Raw genomic sequence first — 19,258 nt, forward strand, 5'->3', positions numbered from 1 at the left:
CGTACCACGGACGTAACTGGCACGGTTGAGCTTCCAGAAGGCACAGAGATGGTTATGCCTGGCGATAACGTGAACCTCACTGTTGAGCTGATCGCTCCGATCGCTATGGACGAGGGTCTCCGCTTCGCTATCCGCGAAGGTGGGCGTACCGTCGGCGCAGGCGTCGTAGCCAAAATCATCGCTTAATCAGCGAACCCTAAAGATGGGCCGGACATGTGCCGGCCCATTTTGCTGCGCAGTGGAAAGCTGATCTTTCCCAACCGCGCAAAGCCTTTTTAACGAAGGCAAAAAAAGTACTTGCATGCATGGGCTTCGGGCGTTACACCGCACCCCTCATGAATGCGATTAACGGCTGTAGGGGCGTAGCTCAGTTGGTAGAGCACCGGTCTCCAAAACCGGGTGTCGGGAGTTCGAGTCTCTCCGCCCCTGCCAAGCCGGAAGAAGCTGGTGCCGTATAAGGCACGATGAGTGTAAGATTTTGTAAAGCCTGCGCTTTTAAAGGTTAAGGCGCGGGCCTTAAGAGCAAAAAAAGGGATACATGATGGCAAAGACCACCCCAGGTGAATTTGTACGCCAGGTGAGGCAGGAAGGGTCCAAGGTGACCTGGCCGACACCAAAAGAGGCGGGAATCACCTCTGTAATGGTTTTTATCATGGTGGTCATCATGGCCGTTTTTTTCCTTGGCGTTGATTTCTTTTTGAACGCTGGTGTGCAGTACATACTCGGTCTCGGAGATTAATGTGAGCAAGTCTCGCTGGTATATCATTCACGCCTATTCGGGCTTTGAAAAGAAGGTTGCGGAAGCAATCAAGGAACAAGCGATCCAACAGGGCCTTGAGGCACTGGTGGACGAAGTTATTGTTCCGACCGAAGAGGTGATTGAGGTCCGCAAGGGCAAAAAAGTTACATCCGAGAAGAAGTTCTTCCCTGGTTATGTGCTTATTAAAATGATCCTGACCGATGACACCTATCACCTGGCGAACAGCCACGCGAAGGTGACAGGCTTCCTTGGCCCACAAGGCAAGCCGTCAGCGATTTCGGAAGCAGAGGCAGCGCGCATCCTCAACCAGGTTGTTGAAGGTGTTGAGCGCCCACGTCCGAACGTTGTGTACGAGATCGGTGAGGAAGTTCGCGTGACCGATGGTCCGTTCACCAGCTTCAACGGTACTGTTGAAGATGTGGATGAAGACAAGGCGCGCCTGAAGGTGTCTGTATCGATCTTTGGTCGTGCAACACCGGTTGAGCTGGAATACACCCAGGTCGAAAAAGTTTCTTAAAGATTTTGGGGCAGGTGCCCCGAAATCTGGACGCAAGTCCAGACCGTGCGGAAGGCCCGCCATTAGCCGTACCGCGCACCCTTGGTAAAGCCTACAGACCCTTTATGGGGACTGAAATGGCGATACCGCCTTTGTAATTTTGAAAGGGAAATACGATGGCAAAGAAAATTGCTGGCTACCTGAAGCTTCAGGTACCTGCTGGTCAAGCTAACCCGTCGCCGCCAATCGGCCCGGCTCTTGGTCAGCGTGGTGTAAACATCATGGAATTCTGTAAAGCGTTCAACGCGCAGACACAGAAAATGGACCCGGGTATGCCAATCCCGACCATCCTGACGATCTATGCAGACAAGTCCTTCACATTTGTGACGAAGACTCCACCTGCAAGCTACTACCTGAAAAAAGCTGCCGGTCAGAAATCCGGTGGTTCAACTCCGGGCCGTGCTGTTGCAGCGACTGTAACCCGTGAGCAGGTACGTGAAATCGCGGAAGCGAAAATGGTCGATCTGAGCGCGAACGACATCGATGCAGCTATGCTGATCATCGAAGGTTCCGCGCGCTCGATGGGCTACAAGGTGGAGGGTTAATACCATGGCAAAAGTTGCAAAACGCCTGCAGAAAGCCTGGGACGGCCTTGACCGTGAGAAGCTTTACACTGTTGAAGAAGCTGTAAAAGAGCTTAAAGCTCGTTCAGCTGTTAAATTTGACGAGACGATCGAGATCGCTATGAACCTCGGCGTTGACCCACGTCACGCTGACCAGATGGTTCGTGGTGTTGTTGCTCTGCCGCACGGTACGGGTAAGTCCGTTCGTGTTGCTGTTTTTGCGCGCGGCCCAAAGGCTGAAGAAGCAGAAAAAGCAGGCGCAGACGTTGTTGGTGCAGAAGACCTGATGGAAGCGATCCAGAAGGGCGAGATCAACTTCGAGCGTTGCATCGCAACACCAGACATGATGGCTGTTGTTGGCCGTCTCGGTAAAGTGCTTGGCCCGAAAGGCCTGATGCCTAACCCGAAACTCGGTACTGTAACCATGGACGTTAAAGGCGCTGTTGAAGCGGCTAAAGCTGGCCAGGTTGAATACCGCGTTGAGAAGGCTGGTATCGTGCACGGTGGTGTTGGCAAAGCAAGCTTTGACGAAGCAGCAATCGTTGAGAACGCAAAAGCGTTTATCGGTGCTGTGATCAAAGCCAAGCCAACCGGCGCCAAAGGCACTTACGTGAAGAAAGTTGGTCTTTCTTCGTCGATGGGCCCAGGCCTGAAAATCGACGTTGCATCGCTCAGCGAGTAAGACGCGAATTTGTGCCGGGCTTCGGCTCGGCACAGTCGTTCAGGCGGCTGTTTTGCCTGAATGTTAGTACTGTCCGAGATTACAGGTGCCTTTGGGGTGTGTTGCTAGTTTGTGACCTCCAAGGTTTAAAAAAAAGTGGTCGTCGCGGATCCACGGCCTGTATGAGACGGGGTAAAGGGAATTTGGTTATTTTCGGATAACCGCCGCGGTTTCCTCGAAGGATTGGGTGCTACCTGTCCTGCGAAGCCTGGTTAAGCCCGCACCTCCGGACAGAGGAGAGTGTCGGTACGAAGTTTGTATCGATGCATAGCTCAAATGACGAAGGTTCATAGTTTGATGTACGAACCTTCAAAGTCGGAGACGAGATAGTGGAAAGAACCGAGAAGCAGGAATTGATAGCATCCCTGCATGACGTGTTCTCAAGCGCGGCGTCTGTGGTTGTTGTACATTACGACGGCCTCAGCGTAGCTGAGATCACGGCATTGCGTTCGCAAATGCGCGAAGTGGGTGCATCGCTTAAGGTTACTAAAAACCGGCTGACTCGTCTTGCGCTGAAAGGCACTGAATACGAAGGCATTTCGGATCTGTTTACCGGTCCGACGGCTATCGGCTTTGCTGACGACCCTGTTGCAGCACCTAAAGCCCTCGCTGAATTCGCCAAGAAGAACGAAAAACTTCGTCTTCTCGGTGGTGGCATGGGCACTACGGTTCTGGATCAGACAGGCGTTAAAGCACTGGCTGAACTGCCGTCGCTCGACGAACTTCGCGGCAAACTTGTGGGTCTCCTGCAAGCTCCTGCTCAGAAGCTCGCGGCCGTTACGCAGGCTCCTGCGGGTCAACTGGCCCGTGTCTTCGGTGCTTACGGCAACAAAGACGCAGCTTAACGACACCTTGGGTGGCTATCCCGCGCTGGGTGCCGCCTAGACAAACAAACGCAATGATACATGCGGATCCTTTTTGAGATGGACCGCTTATTTGGAGTAAATGAAAATGGCTGACCTTGCGAAGCTTGTAGAAGACCTGTCCGCACTGACCGTTCTGGAAGCTGCTGAGCTTTCCAAAATGCTCGAAGAGAAGTGGGGCGTATCCGCTGCTGCACCTGTAGCTGTTGCTGCTGCTGCTGGTGGCGCTGCTGCTGAAGCTGCTGAAGAGAAAGACGAGTTTGACGTAATTCTCGCAGCTGCTGGCGACAAGAAAATCAACGTGATTAAAGAAGTTCGTGCTATCACGGGCCTCGGTCTTAAAGAAGCAAAAGACCTCGTTGAAGGCGCTCCTAAGCCTGTTAAAGAAGGCGTTAACAAAGCTGAAGCTGAAGAGATCAAGAAGAAACTCGAAGAAGCTGGCGCGAAAGTTGAGCTCAAGTAATTTCTTGAGCCCAAGTATCCCGGGGTCGGGAGCGAAATTCGCTCCCGGCCTTTCGGCGTCCTGAGGGCCTAGGGACATTAAAAATACGGCCCCATTTGGATGAGACGTCCAAATGTTTTGGATTTTCAGGAGTTTAGGGTAAGTTCAACCCCCTAGGCTCTATTTTGGCAGCTGAGCTGGCCCTGATATCTCTCTGATATTTGGCGGCTGGACGGCACAACTTAAGGAACGAGGGCGAAGCATGGCGACTTCATTTACCGGTCGTAAGCGCGTGCGTAAGGACTTTGGACGCATTTCCGAAGTGACGCAAATGCCAAACCTCATCGAGGTTCAACGGCGGTCCTATGACCAGTTCTTCAAGCCCGGCGCAACTGAAGAAGAGAGGCTGAACTCCGGCCTTGAGAAAGTTCTGAAATCGGTATTCCCTATTCAGGATTTCTCCGCGACTTCATCGCTGGAATACGTAAAGTACGAGCTTGAAGAGCCCAAGTATGATGTGGAAGAGTGCCAACAGCGCGACATGACCTATGCCGCGCCGCTGCGCGTGACACTGCGTCTTATCGTGTTTGAGGTTGACCCTGAGACAGAAGCGAAATCCGTACTCGATATCAAAGAGCAAGACGTCTATATGGGCGATCTGCCACTGATGACCGACAACGGTACGTTCGTGATCAACGGTACCGAGCGTGTGATCGTGTCTCAAATGCACCGTTCGCCAGGTGTGTTTTTCGACCACGACAAGGGCAAGACCCATTCATCAGGCAAGTTCCTGTTTGCTGCGCGTGTGATCCCTTACCGCGGTTCCTGGCTCGACTTCGAGTTTGACGCCAAGGATATCGTGAACGTACGGATCGACCGTCGCCGCAAGCTGCCTGCGACAACGCTTCTTTATGCGCTGGGCATGTCTGCTGAAGACATCCTGCAGTATTTCTACAAGGTTGCGAGCTTCCGCCGTGCTGACGGTGGCTGGCGCATGCCGTTTGTAGCGGAAGCATGGCGCGGCCAGAAGCCTGAGTTCGACCTTGTGAACGCAGACACCGGTGAGGTTGTCTCTGAAGCTGGCAAGAAGATTACACCACGTCTCGCGAAAAGCCTCGAGAAGGCTGGCGTTGAAGGCATTCTCGTCCCTGAAGATATCATCATCGGTAAATATGCCGCTGAAGACATGATCAACGAGAAAACCGGTGCGATCTATATCGAGGCTGGTGACGAGTTCACCGAGGAAGCCGTTGAAGCGCTCTCCGCAGCTGGCTTTGACGAAATTCCGGTTCTCGACGTGGACGAAGTAGTTGTTGGCCCATACATCCGCAACACCCTGAAAGCAGACAAGGTTGAGTGCCTCGATAGCGCACTCGCTGAAATCTACAAGGTGATGCGCCCGGGTGAGCCACCAACCAAGGAAACCGCCGAAGCCCTGTTCTACGGCCTGTTCTTCGACGCTGAGCGTTATGATCTTTCCGACGTTGGTCGGGTGAAGATGAACATGCGTCTTGGCCTTGAGTGCGACGATACCGTTGGTGTGCTGCGCCGCGAGGACATCCTTTCAACCGTGAAAACACTGGTTGAACTGAAGGATGGTCGCGGTGAGGTGGATGATATTGACCACCTTGGCAACCGCCGTGTTCGTTCCGTTGGCGAACTGATGGAAAACCAGTACCGCATCGGCCTTCTGCGTATGGAGCGTGCGATCCGTGAGCGTATGTCGTCTGTCGACATCGACACAGTGATGCCGCATGACCTCATCAACGCAAAACCAGCTGTTGCGGCTGTTCGTGAGTTCTTCGGTTCTTCACAGCTGTCACAGTTCATGGACCAGACCAACCCGCTCTCCGAGATCACGCACAAGCGCCGTATGTCAGCGCTTGGGCCAGGTGGTCTGACCCGTGAGCGCGCTGGCTTTGAGGTGCGTGACGTACACCCGACCCACTATGGCCGGATTTGTCCGATTGAAACACCTGAAGGCCCGAACATTGGTCTGATCAACTCGCTCGCCACTTATGCGCAGGTGAACAAATACGGCTTTATCGAAAGCCCGTATCGCCGCGTGAAAGACGGTGTTGTGACGGAAGAGGTGATCTATCTCTCCGCCATGGAAGAGCAGAAATACACCGTTGCGCAAGCAAACGCTGAGCTGACAGAAGACGGTCGTTTTGCAAACGATCTCGTGTCCTGTCGTCAGGCCGGTGAATTTATCATGTCCACGCCTGACCATATTACGTTGATGGACGTGTCGCCAAAGCAGCTTGTGTCTGTGGCCGCATCGCTCATTCCGTTCCTTGAGAACGATGACGCGAACCGCGCGCTCATGGGCTCAAACATGCAACGTCAGGCCGTGCCGCTCGTGCGTGCAGAAGCACCGTTCGTTGGTACTGGCATGGAAAAAGTTGTGGCTTCCGATAGTGGTGCTGCCATCGCTGCCCGCCGGACCGGTGTGGTTGAGCAGGTGGACGCGACCCGTATTGTGATCCGTGCAACGGAAGATGTGGACCCTGGCAAGTCAGGCGTTGATATCTATACGCTGCAGAAGTTCCAGCGTTCAAACCAGAACACCTGCATTAACCAGCGTCCGCTTGTTAAAGTGGGTGACGAGATCCGCAAGGGCGACATCATTTGTGATGGTCCGTCAACGGAACTTGGTGAACTGGCGCTTGGCCGTAACGCTCTCGTGGCGTTCATGCCCTGGAACGGTTACAACTTCGAGGATTCGATCCTGATCTCTGAGCGGATCGTGAAAGAAGACGTCTTCACCTCCATCCACATCGAGGAATTCGAAGTGATGGCACGTGACACCAAATTGGGCCCAGAAGAGATTACTCGGGATATTCCAAACGTTGGTGAGGAAGGTCTCAAGAACCTCGACGAAGCTGGTATCGTCTACATCGGCGCGGAAGTTCACCCTGGTGACATCCTCGTTGGTAAGATCACACCGAAGGGTGAAAGCCCAATGACACCGGAAGAAAAACTTCTGCGTGCCATCTTCGGTGAAAAAGCTTCTGACGTTCGTGATACATCCCTGCGCCTGCCGCCTGGTGTGGCTGGTACAATCGTTGAAGTGCGCGTCTTTAACCGCCACGGTGTGGACAAGGACGAACGTGCCCTGACGATCGAACGCGAAGAAATCGAACGCCTGACAAAAGACCGCGAAGATGAACGCGCTATTCTTGAGCGCAACATCTATGGCCGTCTGCGTCCGCTTCTTGAAGGCCGTACGGTAACCGCCGGCACGAAAGAAATGAAAAAAGGCACCAAGATCACCGAAGAAGGCCTTGCCGAGATCAAGCGCATTCAGTGGTGGGATCTGGCTGTAGATGATGACGCTGCGATGGCTGATATCGAAGCACTGCGTAAGCAGTTCGACGATAGCAAAGGCCAGCTTCAGCGCCGCTTCGACGAGAAGATCGAGAAACTCCAGCGCGGTGACGAACTGCCACCTGGCGTGCTCAAGATGGTTAAGGTCTTTGTTGCTGTGAAGCGTAAGCTTCAGCCTGGTGACAAGATGGCTGGCCGTCACGGTAACAAGGGTGTTATCTCCCGCATTCTGCCACAGGAAGACATGCCTCACCTCGAGGATGGTACGCCAGTGGACGTGGTGCTGAACCCTCTCGGGGTGCCATCACGGATGAACGTGGGTCAGATTCTTGAAACACACCTTGGCTGGGCATCGCGCGGTCTTGGCCGTCAAATTGATGGCATGATTGAAGCGTATCGTCACGGTAGTGGTGCGGTTGATGACTTCCGCGCCAAGTTCAAGGACGTTTACGGCGAAGAGCAGTACAACGAAGAGATCGCAGAGCTCTCTGACGATCAGATCCTCGAGCTGGCTGGCAACCTGACAAGCGGTGTTCCGATGGGTACGCCTGTGTTTGATGGTGCCGTTGAAGCCGATATCGTGACCATGCTTGAAAAAGCGGGCCTCGACAGCTCTGGCCAGGTTCAGCTCTATGACGGCCGTACGGGTGAGAAGTTCGACCGCAAGGTAACAGTGGGCTATATCTACATGCTCAAACTGCACCACCTTGTGGACGACAAGATCCACGCACGTTCGATCGGGCCATACAGCCTCGTTACCCAGCAGCCGCTTGGTGGTAAGGCACAGTTCGGTGGTCAGCGCTTTGGTGAGATGGAGGTGTGGGCACTGCAAGCTTATGGTGCAGCCTATACGCTTCAGGAGATGCTCACCGTTAAGTCGGATGATGTTCAGGGCCGTACCAAGGTCTATGAAGCTATCGTTCGCGGCGATGACACATTCGAGGCAGGTATCCCAGAATCCTTCAACGTTCTCGTGAAGGAAATGCGGTCCCTTGGTCTGAATGTCGAGCTGATCACAGGCACTGAATAAACCATGTAGAGGCCGGGGGTTCGCCCTCGGCCACGCCTGCCCCAAGGGGCGAGCAAAGTTTGGAAGGCGAACCGGGGCTCCTTTGAGCGAACAATTGCCCCGACAGCGAATTGAGAGAGACGCCGGACATGAACCAAGAAGTGATGAAATACTTCAACCCGAACCAGAAACCGGAGACGTTTGATCAGATCCAGATCTCGATTGCGTCACCGGAGCGGATTCGTTCCTGGTCCTTTGGTGAAATTAAGAAGCCTGAGACCATCAACTACCGGACCTTCAAGCCGGAAAAAGATGGCCTTTTCTGTGCCCGTATCTTTGGTCCTGTGAAGGACTATGAGTGCTTGTGCGGTAAATACAAGCGCATGAAGTATCGCGGCATTATCTGTGAGAAATGCGGCGTTGAAGTAACGCTTTCAAAGGTCCGCCGTGAGCGCATGGGTCATATCGACCTTGCTGCACCGGTTGCGCACATCTGGTTCCTGAAGTCGCTCCCGAGCCGGATCGGCCTTCTCTTGGATATGACGCTGAAGGATCTCGAGCGCGTTCTCTACTTCGAATATTATGTGGTGATCGAGCCTGGCCTCACACCGCTGAAGCAGTTCCAGCTTCTGAGTGAAGACGATTTCTATCGTGCGCAGGATGAATACGGCGAAGACAGCTTCACCGCAGGCATTGGCGCGGAAGCTATTCGCAAGCTTCTGGAAAGCGTTGACCTCGAAGACGAGCAGGAAAAGCTTCTGAAAGAGCTGGCTGAGACCAAGTCTGAGCTGAAACCGAAGAAGATTGTTAAGCGTCTTAAGGTTATTGAGGCCTTCATCGAATCTGGCAACCGCCCAGAATGGATGATTATGACTGTTGTGCCCGTGATCCCACCTGAGCTGCGCCCGCTGGTGCCGCTGGATGGTGGTCGTTTCGCGACATCTGACCTCAACGACCTGTACCGCCGCGTGATCAACCGGAACAATCGTCTGAAGCGCCTTATTGAGCTGCGTGCCCCTGACATCATCATCCGTAACGAGAAACGGATGCTGCAGGAAGCTGTGGATGCGCTCTTTGATAACGGTCGTCGTGGCCGCACCATCACCGGTGCGAACAAGCGTCCGCTCAAGTCGCTTTCCGACATGCTTAAAGGTAAGCAGGGTCGTTTCCGTCAGAACCTTCTTGGTAAGCGTGTTGACTACTCCGGTCGTTCCGTGATCGTGGTTGGCCCAGAGCTTAAACTGCACCAGTGTGGTTTGCCGAAGAAGATGGCGCTTGAGCTCTTCAAGCCGTTCATCTATTCGCGCCTCGACAAAAAAGGTATCGCAACGACAATCAAGGCCGCCAAGAAACTGGTGGAAAAAGAGCGTCGTGAAGTTTGGGATATCCTTGATGAGGTGATCCGCGAGCACCCTGTGATGCTTAACCGTGCACCAACACTGCACCGTCTTGGTATCCAGGCGTTTGAGCCGGTTCTGATTGAAGGTAAAGCGATCCAGCTGCACCCATTGGTGTGTGCGGCCTTCAACGCTGACTTTGACGGTGACCAGATGGCGGTCCACGTGCCGCTCTCTATTGAAGCGCAGCTTGAAGCGCGCGTGCTGATGATGTCCACAAACAACATCCTCAGCCCTGCGAACGGCAAGCCGATCATCGTGCCATCACAGGATATCGTACTTGGTCTCTATTACATGACCAGCATGCGTGAAGGTGATGTGGGTGAGGGCAAAGCCTTCTCTTGCATGGATGAAATCCAGTTCGCGCTCGATAGCAAGTCCATTACGCTGCACACCAAGATCAATGCTCGTTTCGAGCTGATCAACGACAAGGGTGAGCTTGTGACCAAGCGCGTTGAAACAACGCCTGGCCGCATGATCCTTGCACAGCATCTGCCGAAGCACCCGAAAGTGCCGTTCAGCCTGATCAACCGCAAGCTGACGAAGAAAGAGATTTCGGAAGTGATCGATGTGGTCTACCGCCACTGTGGTCAGAAAACGACTGTTCTCTTTGCTGACGGTATCATGGGCGAAGGTTTCCGCCGCGCTTGTGCCGCTGGTATTTCCTTCGGTAAAGACGACATGATCATTCCTGATGCGAAAGAAACACTGGTGGAAGACACCCGTGCTCTCGTGAAGGAATATGAAGAGCAGTATCAGGACGGTCTCATCACGCAGGGTGAGAAATACAACAAGGTTGTAGACGCCTGGGCACAATGTACCGACAAAGTGGCTGACGCCATGATGAAGGAAATGGAACGCACGACCACGGACGAAAACGGCCGCGAGAGCGACGTGAACTCCGTATTCATGATGGCGCACTCCGGTGCGCGTGGTAGTGCGGCCCAGATGAAACAGCTTGCCGGTATGCGTGGCCTGATGGCCAAGCCGTCAGGCGAGATCATTGAGACACCGATTATCTCTAACTTTAAAGAGGGCCTGTCGGTTCTTGAGTACTTCAACTCCTCACACGGTGCGCGTAAAGGTCTTGCCGATACCGCGCTTAAAACAGCAAACTCAGGTTACCTGACCCGTCGTCTTGTTGACGTGTCTCAGGACTGTGTTGTTGTTGAGGAAGATTGTGGCACTGAAAACGGCATCACAATCACGGAAGTGTCTGAGGGTGGTGACATTCTCGTTCCGCTCTCAGAGCGTATCCTTGGCCGGTGCCTGTCTCTTGACGTGAAGCACCCGGTTACGGGCGACCTGCTCTTTGAAGCTGGTACGCTTCTGGACGAGGTGAAGTCTGACGCAATCGAGACCGCTGGTATCGCTGAAGTGAAAATCCGCTCGGTTCTCACTTGTGAGACCAAAGGCGGCACATGTGGCAAGTGTTACGGCCGTGACCTCGCGCGCGGTACACCTGTGAACATGGGCGAAGCCGTTGGTGTTATCGCGGCACAGTCGATCGGTGAGCCGGGTACACAGCTCACGATGCGGACGTTCCACATTGGTGGTGCTGCAACTGTGAACGCTGAATCCGCTGTGGAATCTTCCGCAGACGGTAAAGTGAAGGTTGAAAACCGCAACGTGATTGAAGACAGCCGTGGCCGTAAGGTTGTGATGAGCCGTAACATGGAGATCATCATCGTTGATGATGAGGGCCGTGAGCGCGCCAAGCACCGCCTTGCGTATGGCTCGCACCTCTTCAAGGACGAAGGCGATGATGTTGTGAAAGGCGAAAAGCTCGCAGAGTGGGATGCCTACACTATTCCGATCATCACCGAGCAGAGCGGTATCGTACGCCTTGTTGACCTCGTGGAAGGCACTTCCATGAAAGAGGTTGTGGACGAGGGCACAGGTATTGCGTCCAAGGTTGTGACCGATTGGCGTTCTGCGCCTAAAGGTGCTGATCTTCGCCCACGCATTACGCTGCGCGACGAACGTGACGAAGTTGTTGAGCTCGCGAACGGTACGGAAGCACGTTACTTCCTGTCTGTGGACGCCATTCTGTCGGTTGAAGACGGTAAGCGCGTTTCAGCGGGTGACGTTATCGCTCGTATCCCGCGTGAAGCTGCAAAAACAAAAGACATTACCGGTGGTCTGCCACGGGTTGCCGAGCTCTTTGAAGCTCGTCGTCCGAAGGACCACGCTGTCATCGCTGACATCGACGGTATTGTTGAGTTTGGCCGCGACTATAAAAACAAGCGTCGTATCACCATTCGTCCACGTGATGATGAAGGTGAGCCAGTTGAATATCTGGTACCAAAAGGCAAACACATTGCCGTTCAGGAAGGTGACTTCATCCAGAAGGGTGAGTATCTGATCGACGGCAACCCTGCGCCACACGATATTCTTCAGGTTATGGGTGTTGAAGCGCTCGCGAACTATCTTGTGAAAGAAGTTCAGGACGTTTATCGCCTGCAGGGTGTGAAGATCAACGATAAGCACATTGAGGTGATTGTTCGCCAGATGCTGCAGAAAATCGAGATCACATCGTCGGGCGACAGCACTATGCTTCTTGGTGAACAGGTTGACCGTGAAGAGTTCGAAGAGAACAACGCGAAGCTTGAAGCTCAGGGCAAACTGCCAGCGAAGGGCCACCCGATCCTTCTTGGTATCACCAAGGCAAGCCTGCAGACCCGCAGCTTCATCTCTGCCGCGTCGTTCCAGGAAACAACACGCGTGCTGACCGAAGCGTCTGTCGCTGGCAAGAAAGACCGTCTCGTTGGCCTGAAGGAAAACGTGATCGTTGGTCGCCTGATCCCGGCTGGTACGGGCTCTGTTGTCAACCGTCTGCGCCACGAAGCGCAGAAGCGTGACAAGCTAGCAGCGGAAGCTCAGGCTGAGCTTGATGATCCGATGGCAGCTGCGGAAGCTGAGTTTGCTGCAGCGACATCAGTGGAAGCTGAGCAGCCAGAGAGCGGTTCTGAAGCCTAAGCTTCAAGAACGATAGAATTGAGAGAGGGCTTGCCAAGATTGGCGAGCCCTTTTTCGTTCTGGCCCTCCCAGGTGGGGCGGCAGAAACTTTTTGTTGCCTCTACAGGAAGAATTTGACTTAAATGCCACCAGAAGTGGGGGCCAGTTATGAATTCAGTCCATGTCATTCCGGACATTTCGATCGTTGCACCGGTCTACAATGAAGAAGGCAACATTGCTGCGCTTGTTGGCCGCTTGGCGGCTGTTATGGATGCCTCAAACCTTCACTATGAAATAGTGCTGGTGGACGACGGCAGCAGCGACCGCACCTGGGCTTGCATTGAAGAAGCGCGGGCGCTGTGCGCACACCTCAAGGGCTTTCGCCTCTCACGCAATTTTGGCCACCAGCATGCGCTACTCGCCGGCCTTGCCTCAGCGCGCGGCCGTGCGATCGTATCGATGGATGGTGATTTGCAGCACCCGCCGGAAGTTATCCCTGAGCTTATCGAGGCCTGGAAAAGCGGCTTTGACGTGGTCTCCACCAAGCGCAGGGACGAGGAAGTTACGGGTTTCTTCAAGCGAAAGTCATCGCAGCTTTTCTATCAGTTTTTCTATTGGCTCGCGGATATATCCGTGGGCACGGGCACGTCTGATTTCCGCCTGCTGGACCGCAAGGTTGTGGAAGAGCTTCTGCTTTTGAAAGACACGGATCTCTTTATTCGCGGGGCCGTCGAATGGCTGGGCTTCCGGGCGACCGTCGTTGAGTTTGACGTGGATGAACGGCTGAGCGGTAGCAGTAAATATTCGCTCAGACGTATGATGCGCTTTGCGTCTGGCGCGATAGTGTCTTTCTCTGCCAAACCGCTGAAGATTGGCATATGGCTTGGGTTCCTCACATCCATCGCAGCTTTTGCTGAAATTGGCTATGTGCTGTGGGCTTACGCGAACGGGCAGGTTGTGCCGGGCTGGGCCTCCATTCTGGGCGTGGTGTCGCTGCTGTTTGGTATCATGTTCATCATACTGGGTATTTTGGGCAGTTATATCGCGCGTATGCACACGGCACTCCAGAACCGACCACAGTTTATCATCTCAGAAACGACCGGAGGTGCTGAGGCGAGTGTCCGTCAGCTGGAAGAAAAGAAAACGGTTGAGCGAACCCATGCCAGCAAACAGTAGCAGCAGGAGCCAGGCAATCAGGTTTTTGCTGGTGGGCTGCTCGAACGCAGCGCTCTCCTATGTCGTTCTGGTTCTTGCCTTTCCATTGCTAAAAAGCCTGCCGCTTGGCGGCGCATTGGCTCAGGCGGCCTCCTACAGCGCAGGTATCATCTGGTCTTTTGTGCTCAACAGGCGCTTTACCTTCACGGGCAGCAGAAACGATAGAACGGCACCCCAGATGCTGCGGTTTGTCATTTTACAGGTGTCGCTGCTTCTCATCAGCAGCGGGCTGATAGAAGCTGCACTGCAGCAGGGTTGGCCGCTCACGCCGTCGTGGTTGGTGGTCATGGGTTTTGTAACGGTCGTGAATTTCCTTCTCAGCAAATATTGGGTGTTCCGCCTGGGGCACGCTGAGAGTACTCCACTCTAGGATAAGAGAGACTTATGCTCGAACGTCGGACTATCTGGATTGCCATTCTGTCGCTCGCTCTGGCGTGTGTACCGCTCGCCGTTGTCAGTTTGCTTCCGATCGCCGACATGCCAAACCATTTGGCACGCATTCATATCCTGCGGGACGGGGGCACAGACCCGTTCCTGAACGCTTATTACAGCATTGATTGGCCCATCATTCCTAATCTGGCGATGGATGTGTTGCTCACGAGCTTTTCCGCAATCCCGCTTTATGAGGGCGGTAAAGCGCTTCTCTTGCTCATTTTCATTGGCATGCTGTTTGGTGTCGGTTTTCTGAGCCGCGCGATCCACGGTCGAGCTGGTGTGCTGTTCCTTCTGGCGGCGCTCCTTTTCTATAACCGCATCCTCCTTTGGGGCATGGTCAATTATCTGATCGGCGTTGTGTTCATGCTGATCGGCGTAGCGCTATGGATCAGGATGAAGGACAGCAAACCGGCAGTGCGCGTTCTGGTCTCTTCCGTGCTGGCGATCGTGATCTTCTTTTGCCATCTGTTCCCGTTTGGGCTCTATGCCATCGCGCTTGGTGCCTATGAGCTACAGCGCCTATGCGACCGCTCCAACCGAAACGCTAAAGAATGGGCCACGACGGCAGGCGTAGGGCTCATCCAGTTCATCTTGCCGCTCTATGCCTTCTTTGTCCTTACGCCAACGTCGGAGTTTGCAGGAGAGCTTAGCTTCGGCCACTTTATGCGCAAGATCGTGAATATCCCTTTCATGACCTTCAATAACTATAATGTCGCCTTGGACGTTCTCACCTTTGTTTTGGTGGGTGCCGTGGCGCTCTACGCTTTGTGGCGCCGCCATATTGTGATTGCGCGCCCGATGTGGGGTGTCATTGCCGCCTTTGTAGTGACCCATTTTGCGATGCCGCAGTTTCTGATGTCGAGCCCCGGCGCGGATATCCGCACTTTCATCCCGCTCGTGCTTGTCGGTCTTGCGTCTCTATCGCTTCGGGATATCCCCAAACGCCACGCCTATGGGCTCGCGGTACTGTTTTCCATTTTGTTTGTTGTCCGTACTGGCGTTGTTGCCCAGCGCTGGCACCGGGCGGAACAGGACGTGCTGCCTGAATATGAAGCGGCCTTCTCTCATATGGATGAAGGGGCAAAGGTCGCGACCTATTTCATGCTCAATGAACGTAAATGGTTCGTTGATCCCCCTCATCAACATTATGTAACGCTGGCGATCATCAGGAAGTCCGCATTTGTGGCACGGCTGTGGGCGCACCCGGCACAACAGCCCGTGGTTTTTGCCCCGGCATACCGAGACCTCGCCGCGCGGATGCCATATAAGATGCAGCTTTATGCAGATGTGCCCCTGGAGCCGAATGCTTCGGACCCAGATAACCCCTATCATGCCTGCCGGTTTAAAGGGTCGGATTTCTTCCTGCTTGCTAATGCTGTGGAAGGTCGCGTCGGTCAACTGCCAGAGTTTCTGCTCCCCGCATATGAGGGCAAGCACGTGCGGCTTTACCGTGTGGATAGTGGCCGTCTGGATCCAATGACCGACTCCGTCTGCGCTCCATAGTGGCAAGGCGGTGCTGTTGGCTTCTTTTCTGCCATACTGTATGGTACCGGCGCGCCTTATATTGCCGCGCCAGCTAAGGAATCCGGAAAACGGCCAAAGCTCCCGTTTTTTCGTTGACGTTGAAGGCAATTCGGTATAGTAAGCGCACCTCGCCGGAGCTCAGGTGGTAGCCTAAACAGGCTAGACGCTGGGGTTTTCTGGCTAAGAGAATGACATTGAAATATTTCTTGAATGGCCTCGTCGGAGCCTAAAGGCCCCGATGCAGGCGGTTTTGCTGCATGTAAAGCAGGTCGTTCGAGTGATGGTGACAGAGAAAAACGGCAAGGAACAAAAATGCCTACCATTAACCAGCTAGTGCGGAAGCCGCGCAAAGCGAAGCCCGTACATAATAAAGTACCGGCTCTTGAAGCATGCCCACAAAAACGTGGCGTATGTACACGCGTTTATACAACGACTCCAAAGAAGCCGAACTCGGCACTTCGTAAGGTTGCCCGTGTGCGCCTCTCGAACGGTTTTGAAGTTACAAGCTATATCCCAGGTGAGGGCCATAACCTCCAGGAGCACTCTGTTGTGCTTATCCGTGGTGGTCGTGTGAAAGACTTGCCAGGTGTGCGTTACCACACGCTCCGTGGTGTTCTGGATACGCAGGGCGTCGCTGATCGTCGCCAAAGCCGTTCGAAATACGGCACCAAGCGTCCGAAGTAAGATTAGAGAAGGAATACCGCTATGTCTCGTCGTCATAGAGCAGAAAAACGCGAAGTCCTGCCTGATCCGAAGTTCGGTGATGTGGTACTGACCAAATTCATGAACAGCCTGATGCTTGACGGTAAAAAATCCGTCGCTGAGCGCATTGTATACGGTGCGCTGGACAAAGTTGAAGAGCGCGCGAAAGCTGAAGCTCTTGGTCTTTTCCATGAGGCGCTCGACAATGTGAAGCCTGCTATTGAGGTTCGTTCCCGCCGTGTTGGTGGTGCGACCTATCAGGTTCCTGTTGAGGTTCGTAATGAGCGCGCGCAGGCGCTGGCTATTCGCTGGCTGATCGCTGCTGCACGCAAGCGTAATGAAACCACGATGGTTGATCGTCTTTCCGGTGAATTGCTGGATGCTGCGAACAACCGCGGTGCGGCCGTCAAGAAGCGTGAAGACACGCACAAGATGGCTGAGGCTAACAAAGCCTTCTCGCACTATCGTTGGTAATTTGTATCTAAGTTAGGGAACCAGTTCCATGGCACGCAGAACGCCACTTAATCGTTATCGCAACATCGGCATCATGGCTCACATCGATGCTGGTAAAACGACCACGACCGAACGTATCCTTTATTACACAGGCCGTAGCCACAAAATCGGCGAAGTGCACGATGGCGGCGCTACCATGGACTGGATGGAGCAAGAGCAGGAGCGGGGTATTACTATTACCTCCGCTGCGACCACTTGTTTCTGGAAGGATCACCGGATCAACATCATCGATACCCCGGGTCACGTTGACTTCACCATTGAGGTTGAGCGTAGCCTGCGTGTTCTCGATGGTGCTGTTGCTGTATTTGACTCGGTCGCAGGTGTTGAGCCTCAGTCCGAGACAGTGTGGCGTCAGGCTGACAAATACGGCGTTCCGCGCATGTGTTTCGTCAACAAGATGGACCGCATGGGTGCCAACTTCGAACGCTGCGTTGACATGATCAAAAATCGTCTTGGTGCCAAGGCGCTGGTTATCCAGCTGCCAATCGGTGCTGAGAGCGAGTATGAAGGTCTCATCGACCTGATCAAGTTCAAGGAAGTGCTTTGGAAGGGTGAAGACCTTGGTGCTTCTTACGAATATGTAGACATCCGTGACGATCTTAAAGATGCCGCTGAAGAAGCGCGTATGGAAATGATCGAAACTGCTGTTGAAGCTGATGAAGCTCTGATGGAAAAATACCTCGAAGGTGAGGAGCTTTCCGAAGACGAACTCAAAGGCGCTATCCGTAAGGGTACAACAAAAGGTCTCTTCGTTCCTGTTCTCAACGGTACTGCATTCAAGAACAAAGGCGTTCAGCCGCTTCTTGATGCTGTAGTTGACTTCATGCCTGCTCCAACTGACGTTGAAGCGATCCGCGGTGTTGATGCCAACGACGTAGAAAAAGAAATCATGCGTAAGTCTTCGGACGAAGAGCCGTTTTCTGCGCTCGCGTTCAAGATCATGAACGACCCGTTTGTTGGTACGCTGACTTTCTGCCGCATCTACTCTGGCGTTCTCGAAACTGGCACACAGGTAATGAACTCTGTGAAGCAGCGTAAAGAGAAAGTCGGCCGGATGCTTGAAATGCATGCAAACAGCCGTGAAGACCTCAAAGAAGCGCGCGCGGGCGACATCGTTGCTCTCGCTGGCCTCAAAAACACCACAACTGGTGACACTCTCTGTGCTAACAACTCACAAGTTGTTCTGGAGCGCATGGAATTCCCAGAGCCGGTGATTGAAGTTGCGGTTGAGCCGAAAACCAAAGCCGACCAAGAGAAGATGGGTATTGCCCTCAATCGTTTGGCTGCTGAAGATCCATCTTTCCGCGTATCTTCTGACGAAGAATCCGGCCAGACTGTGATTGCAGGCATGGGCGAACTGCATCTCGATATTCTTGTTGACCGCATGAAGCGTGAATTCAAGGTTGAGTGTAACGTGGGTGCTCCTCAGGTTGCGTACCGTGAGAGCTTTGCACGTGAAGTTGAAGTTGATTACACACACAAGAAACAGTCCGGTGGTTCTGGTCAGTTTGGTCGTGTGAAAATGGTTGTTACGCCTGGTGAGCGCGGTACTGGTATCGAGTTCGTCGACGAAATTAAAGGCGGTAACATTCCACGTGAATACATCCCTGGCGTTGAAAAAGGTATTCGTGATGTAGCTGAGAGCGGCGCTCTCATCGGCTTCCCGATTATCGATTTCTCCGTACGCCTTGTGGATGGTGCGTACCACGACGTTGACTCGAGCGTTCTTGCGTTCGAGATCGCAGGTCGCGGTGCACTGCGCGAAGCAGCTTCGAAAGCTGGCATCAAGCTTCTTGAGCCAGTGATGAAGGTCGAGGTTGTAACGCCAGACGAGTATATGGGTGACGTTATTGGTGACCTTAACAAGCGCCGTGGTCAGATCCAGGGGTCCGAGACCCGTGGTCCTGCGACGGTAATCAACGCAATGGTGCCGCTGGCGAACATGTTTGGTTATGTGAACGAGCTCCGCTCATTCTCACAAGGCCGGGCTCAGTTCTCCATGCAGTTCGACCATTACGCTGAAGTGCCTGCGAACGTGGCTGAGGAAATCAAGACCAAGCTCGCTGGTTAAAACATAAACAAGAAAAACCAATGCTATGGATCCCTTGGCAAACAAGGGCCGATAGAAAGGTAGTAAAATGGCAAAAGCAAAATTTGAACGGAACAAGCCGCACTGCAACGTTGGTACGATTGGTCACGTTGACCATGGTAAGACGACGCTGACGGCGGCGATCACGAAAGTGCTTGCGGAAGCTGGACACGGTGAAGCA

Annotated in this window: 15 protein-coding genes, 1 tRNA gene and 1 pseudogene; all 17 read left to right on the forward strand. The window is 53.6% G+C overall.

The genetic code is table 11. The features are described from left to right. Positions 1–186 (forward strand): annotated as a pseudogene (gene tuf, locus ACN0XZ_RS18550) (elongation factor Tu); the annotation flags it as partial. A gap of 170 nt (positions 187–356) precedes the next feature. Next, positions 357–432: transfer RNA gene (locus tag ACN0XZ_RS18555), tRNA-Trp, on the forward strand. Between the two features lie 109 nt (positions 433–541). After that, positions 542–739, forward strand: a complete 198-nt coding sequence (secE, locus tag ACN0XZ_RS18560) for a preprotein translocase subunit SecE (protein ID WP_417459311.1) — start codon at positions 542–544, stop codon at positions 737–739. Position 740: 1 nt separating this feature from the next. After that, entirely contained in the window at positions 741–1,277 is a 537-nt protein-coding gene (gene nusG / locus ACN0XZ_RS18565; RefSeq protein WP_417459312.1) for a transcription termination/antitermination protein NusG, read from the forward strand. Positions 1,278–1,432: 155 nt separating this feature from the next. Then, positions 1,433–1,861, forward strand: coding sequence for a 50S ribosomal protein L11 (rplK, locus tag ACN0XZ_RS18570; RefSeq protein WP_417459313.1), 429 nt, complete (start codon positions 1,433–1,435; stop codon positions 1,859–1,861). A gap of 4 nt (positions 1,862–1,865) precedes the next feature. Next, positions 1,866–2,561, forward strand: a complete 696-nt coding sequence (rplA, locus tag ACN0XZ_RS18575; protein WP_417459314.1) for a 50S ribosomal protein L1 — start codon at positions 1,866–1,868, stop codon at positions 2,559–2,561. Between the two features lie 368 nt (positions 2,562–2,929). Beyond that, entirely contained in the window at positions 2,930–3,445 is a 516-nt protein-coding gene (gene rplJ, locus ACN0XZ_RS18580) for a 50S ribosomal protein L10 (protein ID WP_417459315.1), read from the forward strand. 106 nt (positions 3,446–3,551) lie between these two features. Continuing rightward, positions 3,552–3,926, forward strand: coding sequence for a 50S ribosomal protein L7/L12 (gene rplL / locus ACN0XZ_RS18585; RefSeq protein WP_417459316.1), 375 nt, complete (start codon positions 3,552–3,554; stop codon positions 3,924–3,926). 241 nt (positions 3,927–4,167) lie between these two features. Continuing rightward, complete coding sequence (rpoB, locus tag ACN0XZ_RS18590) at positions 4,168–8,265, forward strand: DNA-directed RNA polymerase subunit beta (protein ID WP_417459317.1); 4,098 nt, start codon at positions 4,168–4,170, stop codon at positions 8,263–8,265. A gap of 128 nt (positions 8,266–8,393) precedes the next feature. Beyond that, entirely contained in the window at positions 8,394–12,620 is a 4,227-nt protein-coding gene (gene rpoC, locus ACN0XZ_RS18595; RefSeq protein WP_417459318.1) for a DNA-directed RNA polymerase subunit beta', read from the forward strand. Positions 12,621–12,767: 147 nt separating this feature from the next. Next, the gene (locus tag ACN0XZ_RS18600; protein WP_417459319.1) at positions 12,768–13,775 is read left to right on the forward strand and encodes a glycosyltransferase family 2 protein; all 1,008 of its coding nucleotides are present in this window, start codon (positions 12,768–12,770) and stop codon (positions 13,773–13,775) included. Next, complete coding sequence (locus ACN0XZ_RS18605; protein WP_417459320.1) at positions 13,759–14,184, forward strand: GtrA family protein; 426 nt, start codon at positions 13,759–13,761, stop codon at positions 14,182–14,184. The genes ACN0XZ_RS18600 and ACN0XZ_RS18605 overlap by 17 nt, the downstream gene beginning before the upstream one ends. Before the next feature lie 14 nt (positions 14,185–14,198). Further along, the gene (locus tag ACN0XZ_RS18610; protein ID WP_417459321.1) at positions 14,199–15,752 is read left to right on the forward strand and encodes a hypothetical protein; all 1,554 of its coding nucleotides are present in this window, start codon (positions 14,199–14,201) and stop codon (positions 15,750–15,752) included. A 333-nt stretch (positions 15,753–16,085) separates the two neighbouring features. After that, a complete protein-coding gene (rpsL, locus tag ACN0XZ_RS18615) occupies positions 16,086–16,457 on the forward strand; it encodes a 30S ribosomal protein S12 (RefSeq protein ID WP_417459322.1) in 372 nt (123 codons plus the stop codon). Between the two features lie 21 nt (positions 16,458–16,478). Further along, a complete protein-coding gene (gene rpsG, locus ACN0XZ_RS18620; RefSeq protein ID WP_417459323.1) occupies positions 16,479–16,949 on the forward strand; it encodes a 30S ribosomal protein S7 in 471 nt (156 codons plus the stop codon). A 28-nt stretch (positions 16,950–16,977) separates the two neighbouring features. Continuing rightward, a complete protein-coding gene (fusA, locus tag ACN0XZ_RS18625) occupies positions 16,978–19,059 on the forward strand; it encodes an elongation factor G (protein WP_417459324.1) in 2,082 nt (693 codons plus the stop codon). A gap of 67 nt (positions 19,060–19,126) precedes the next feature. Then, on the forward strand, positions 19,127–19,258 hold a 132-nt coding region (locus tag ACN0XZ_RS18630; protein WP_417459325.1), incomplete at its 3' end, for a GTP-binding protein.

The sequence above is a fragment of the Kordiimonas sp. genome (assembly GCF_048264555.1).
Taxonomy (GTDB): Bacteria; Pseudomonadota; Alphaproteobacteria; order Sphingomonadales; family Kordiimonadaceae; genus Kordiimonas.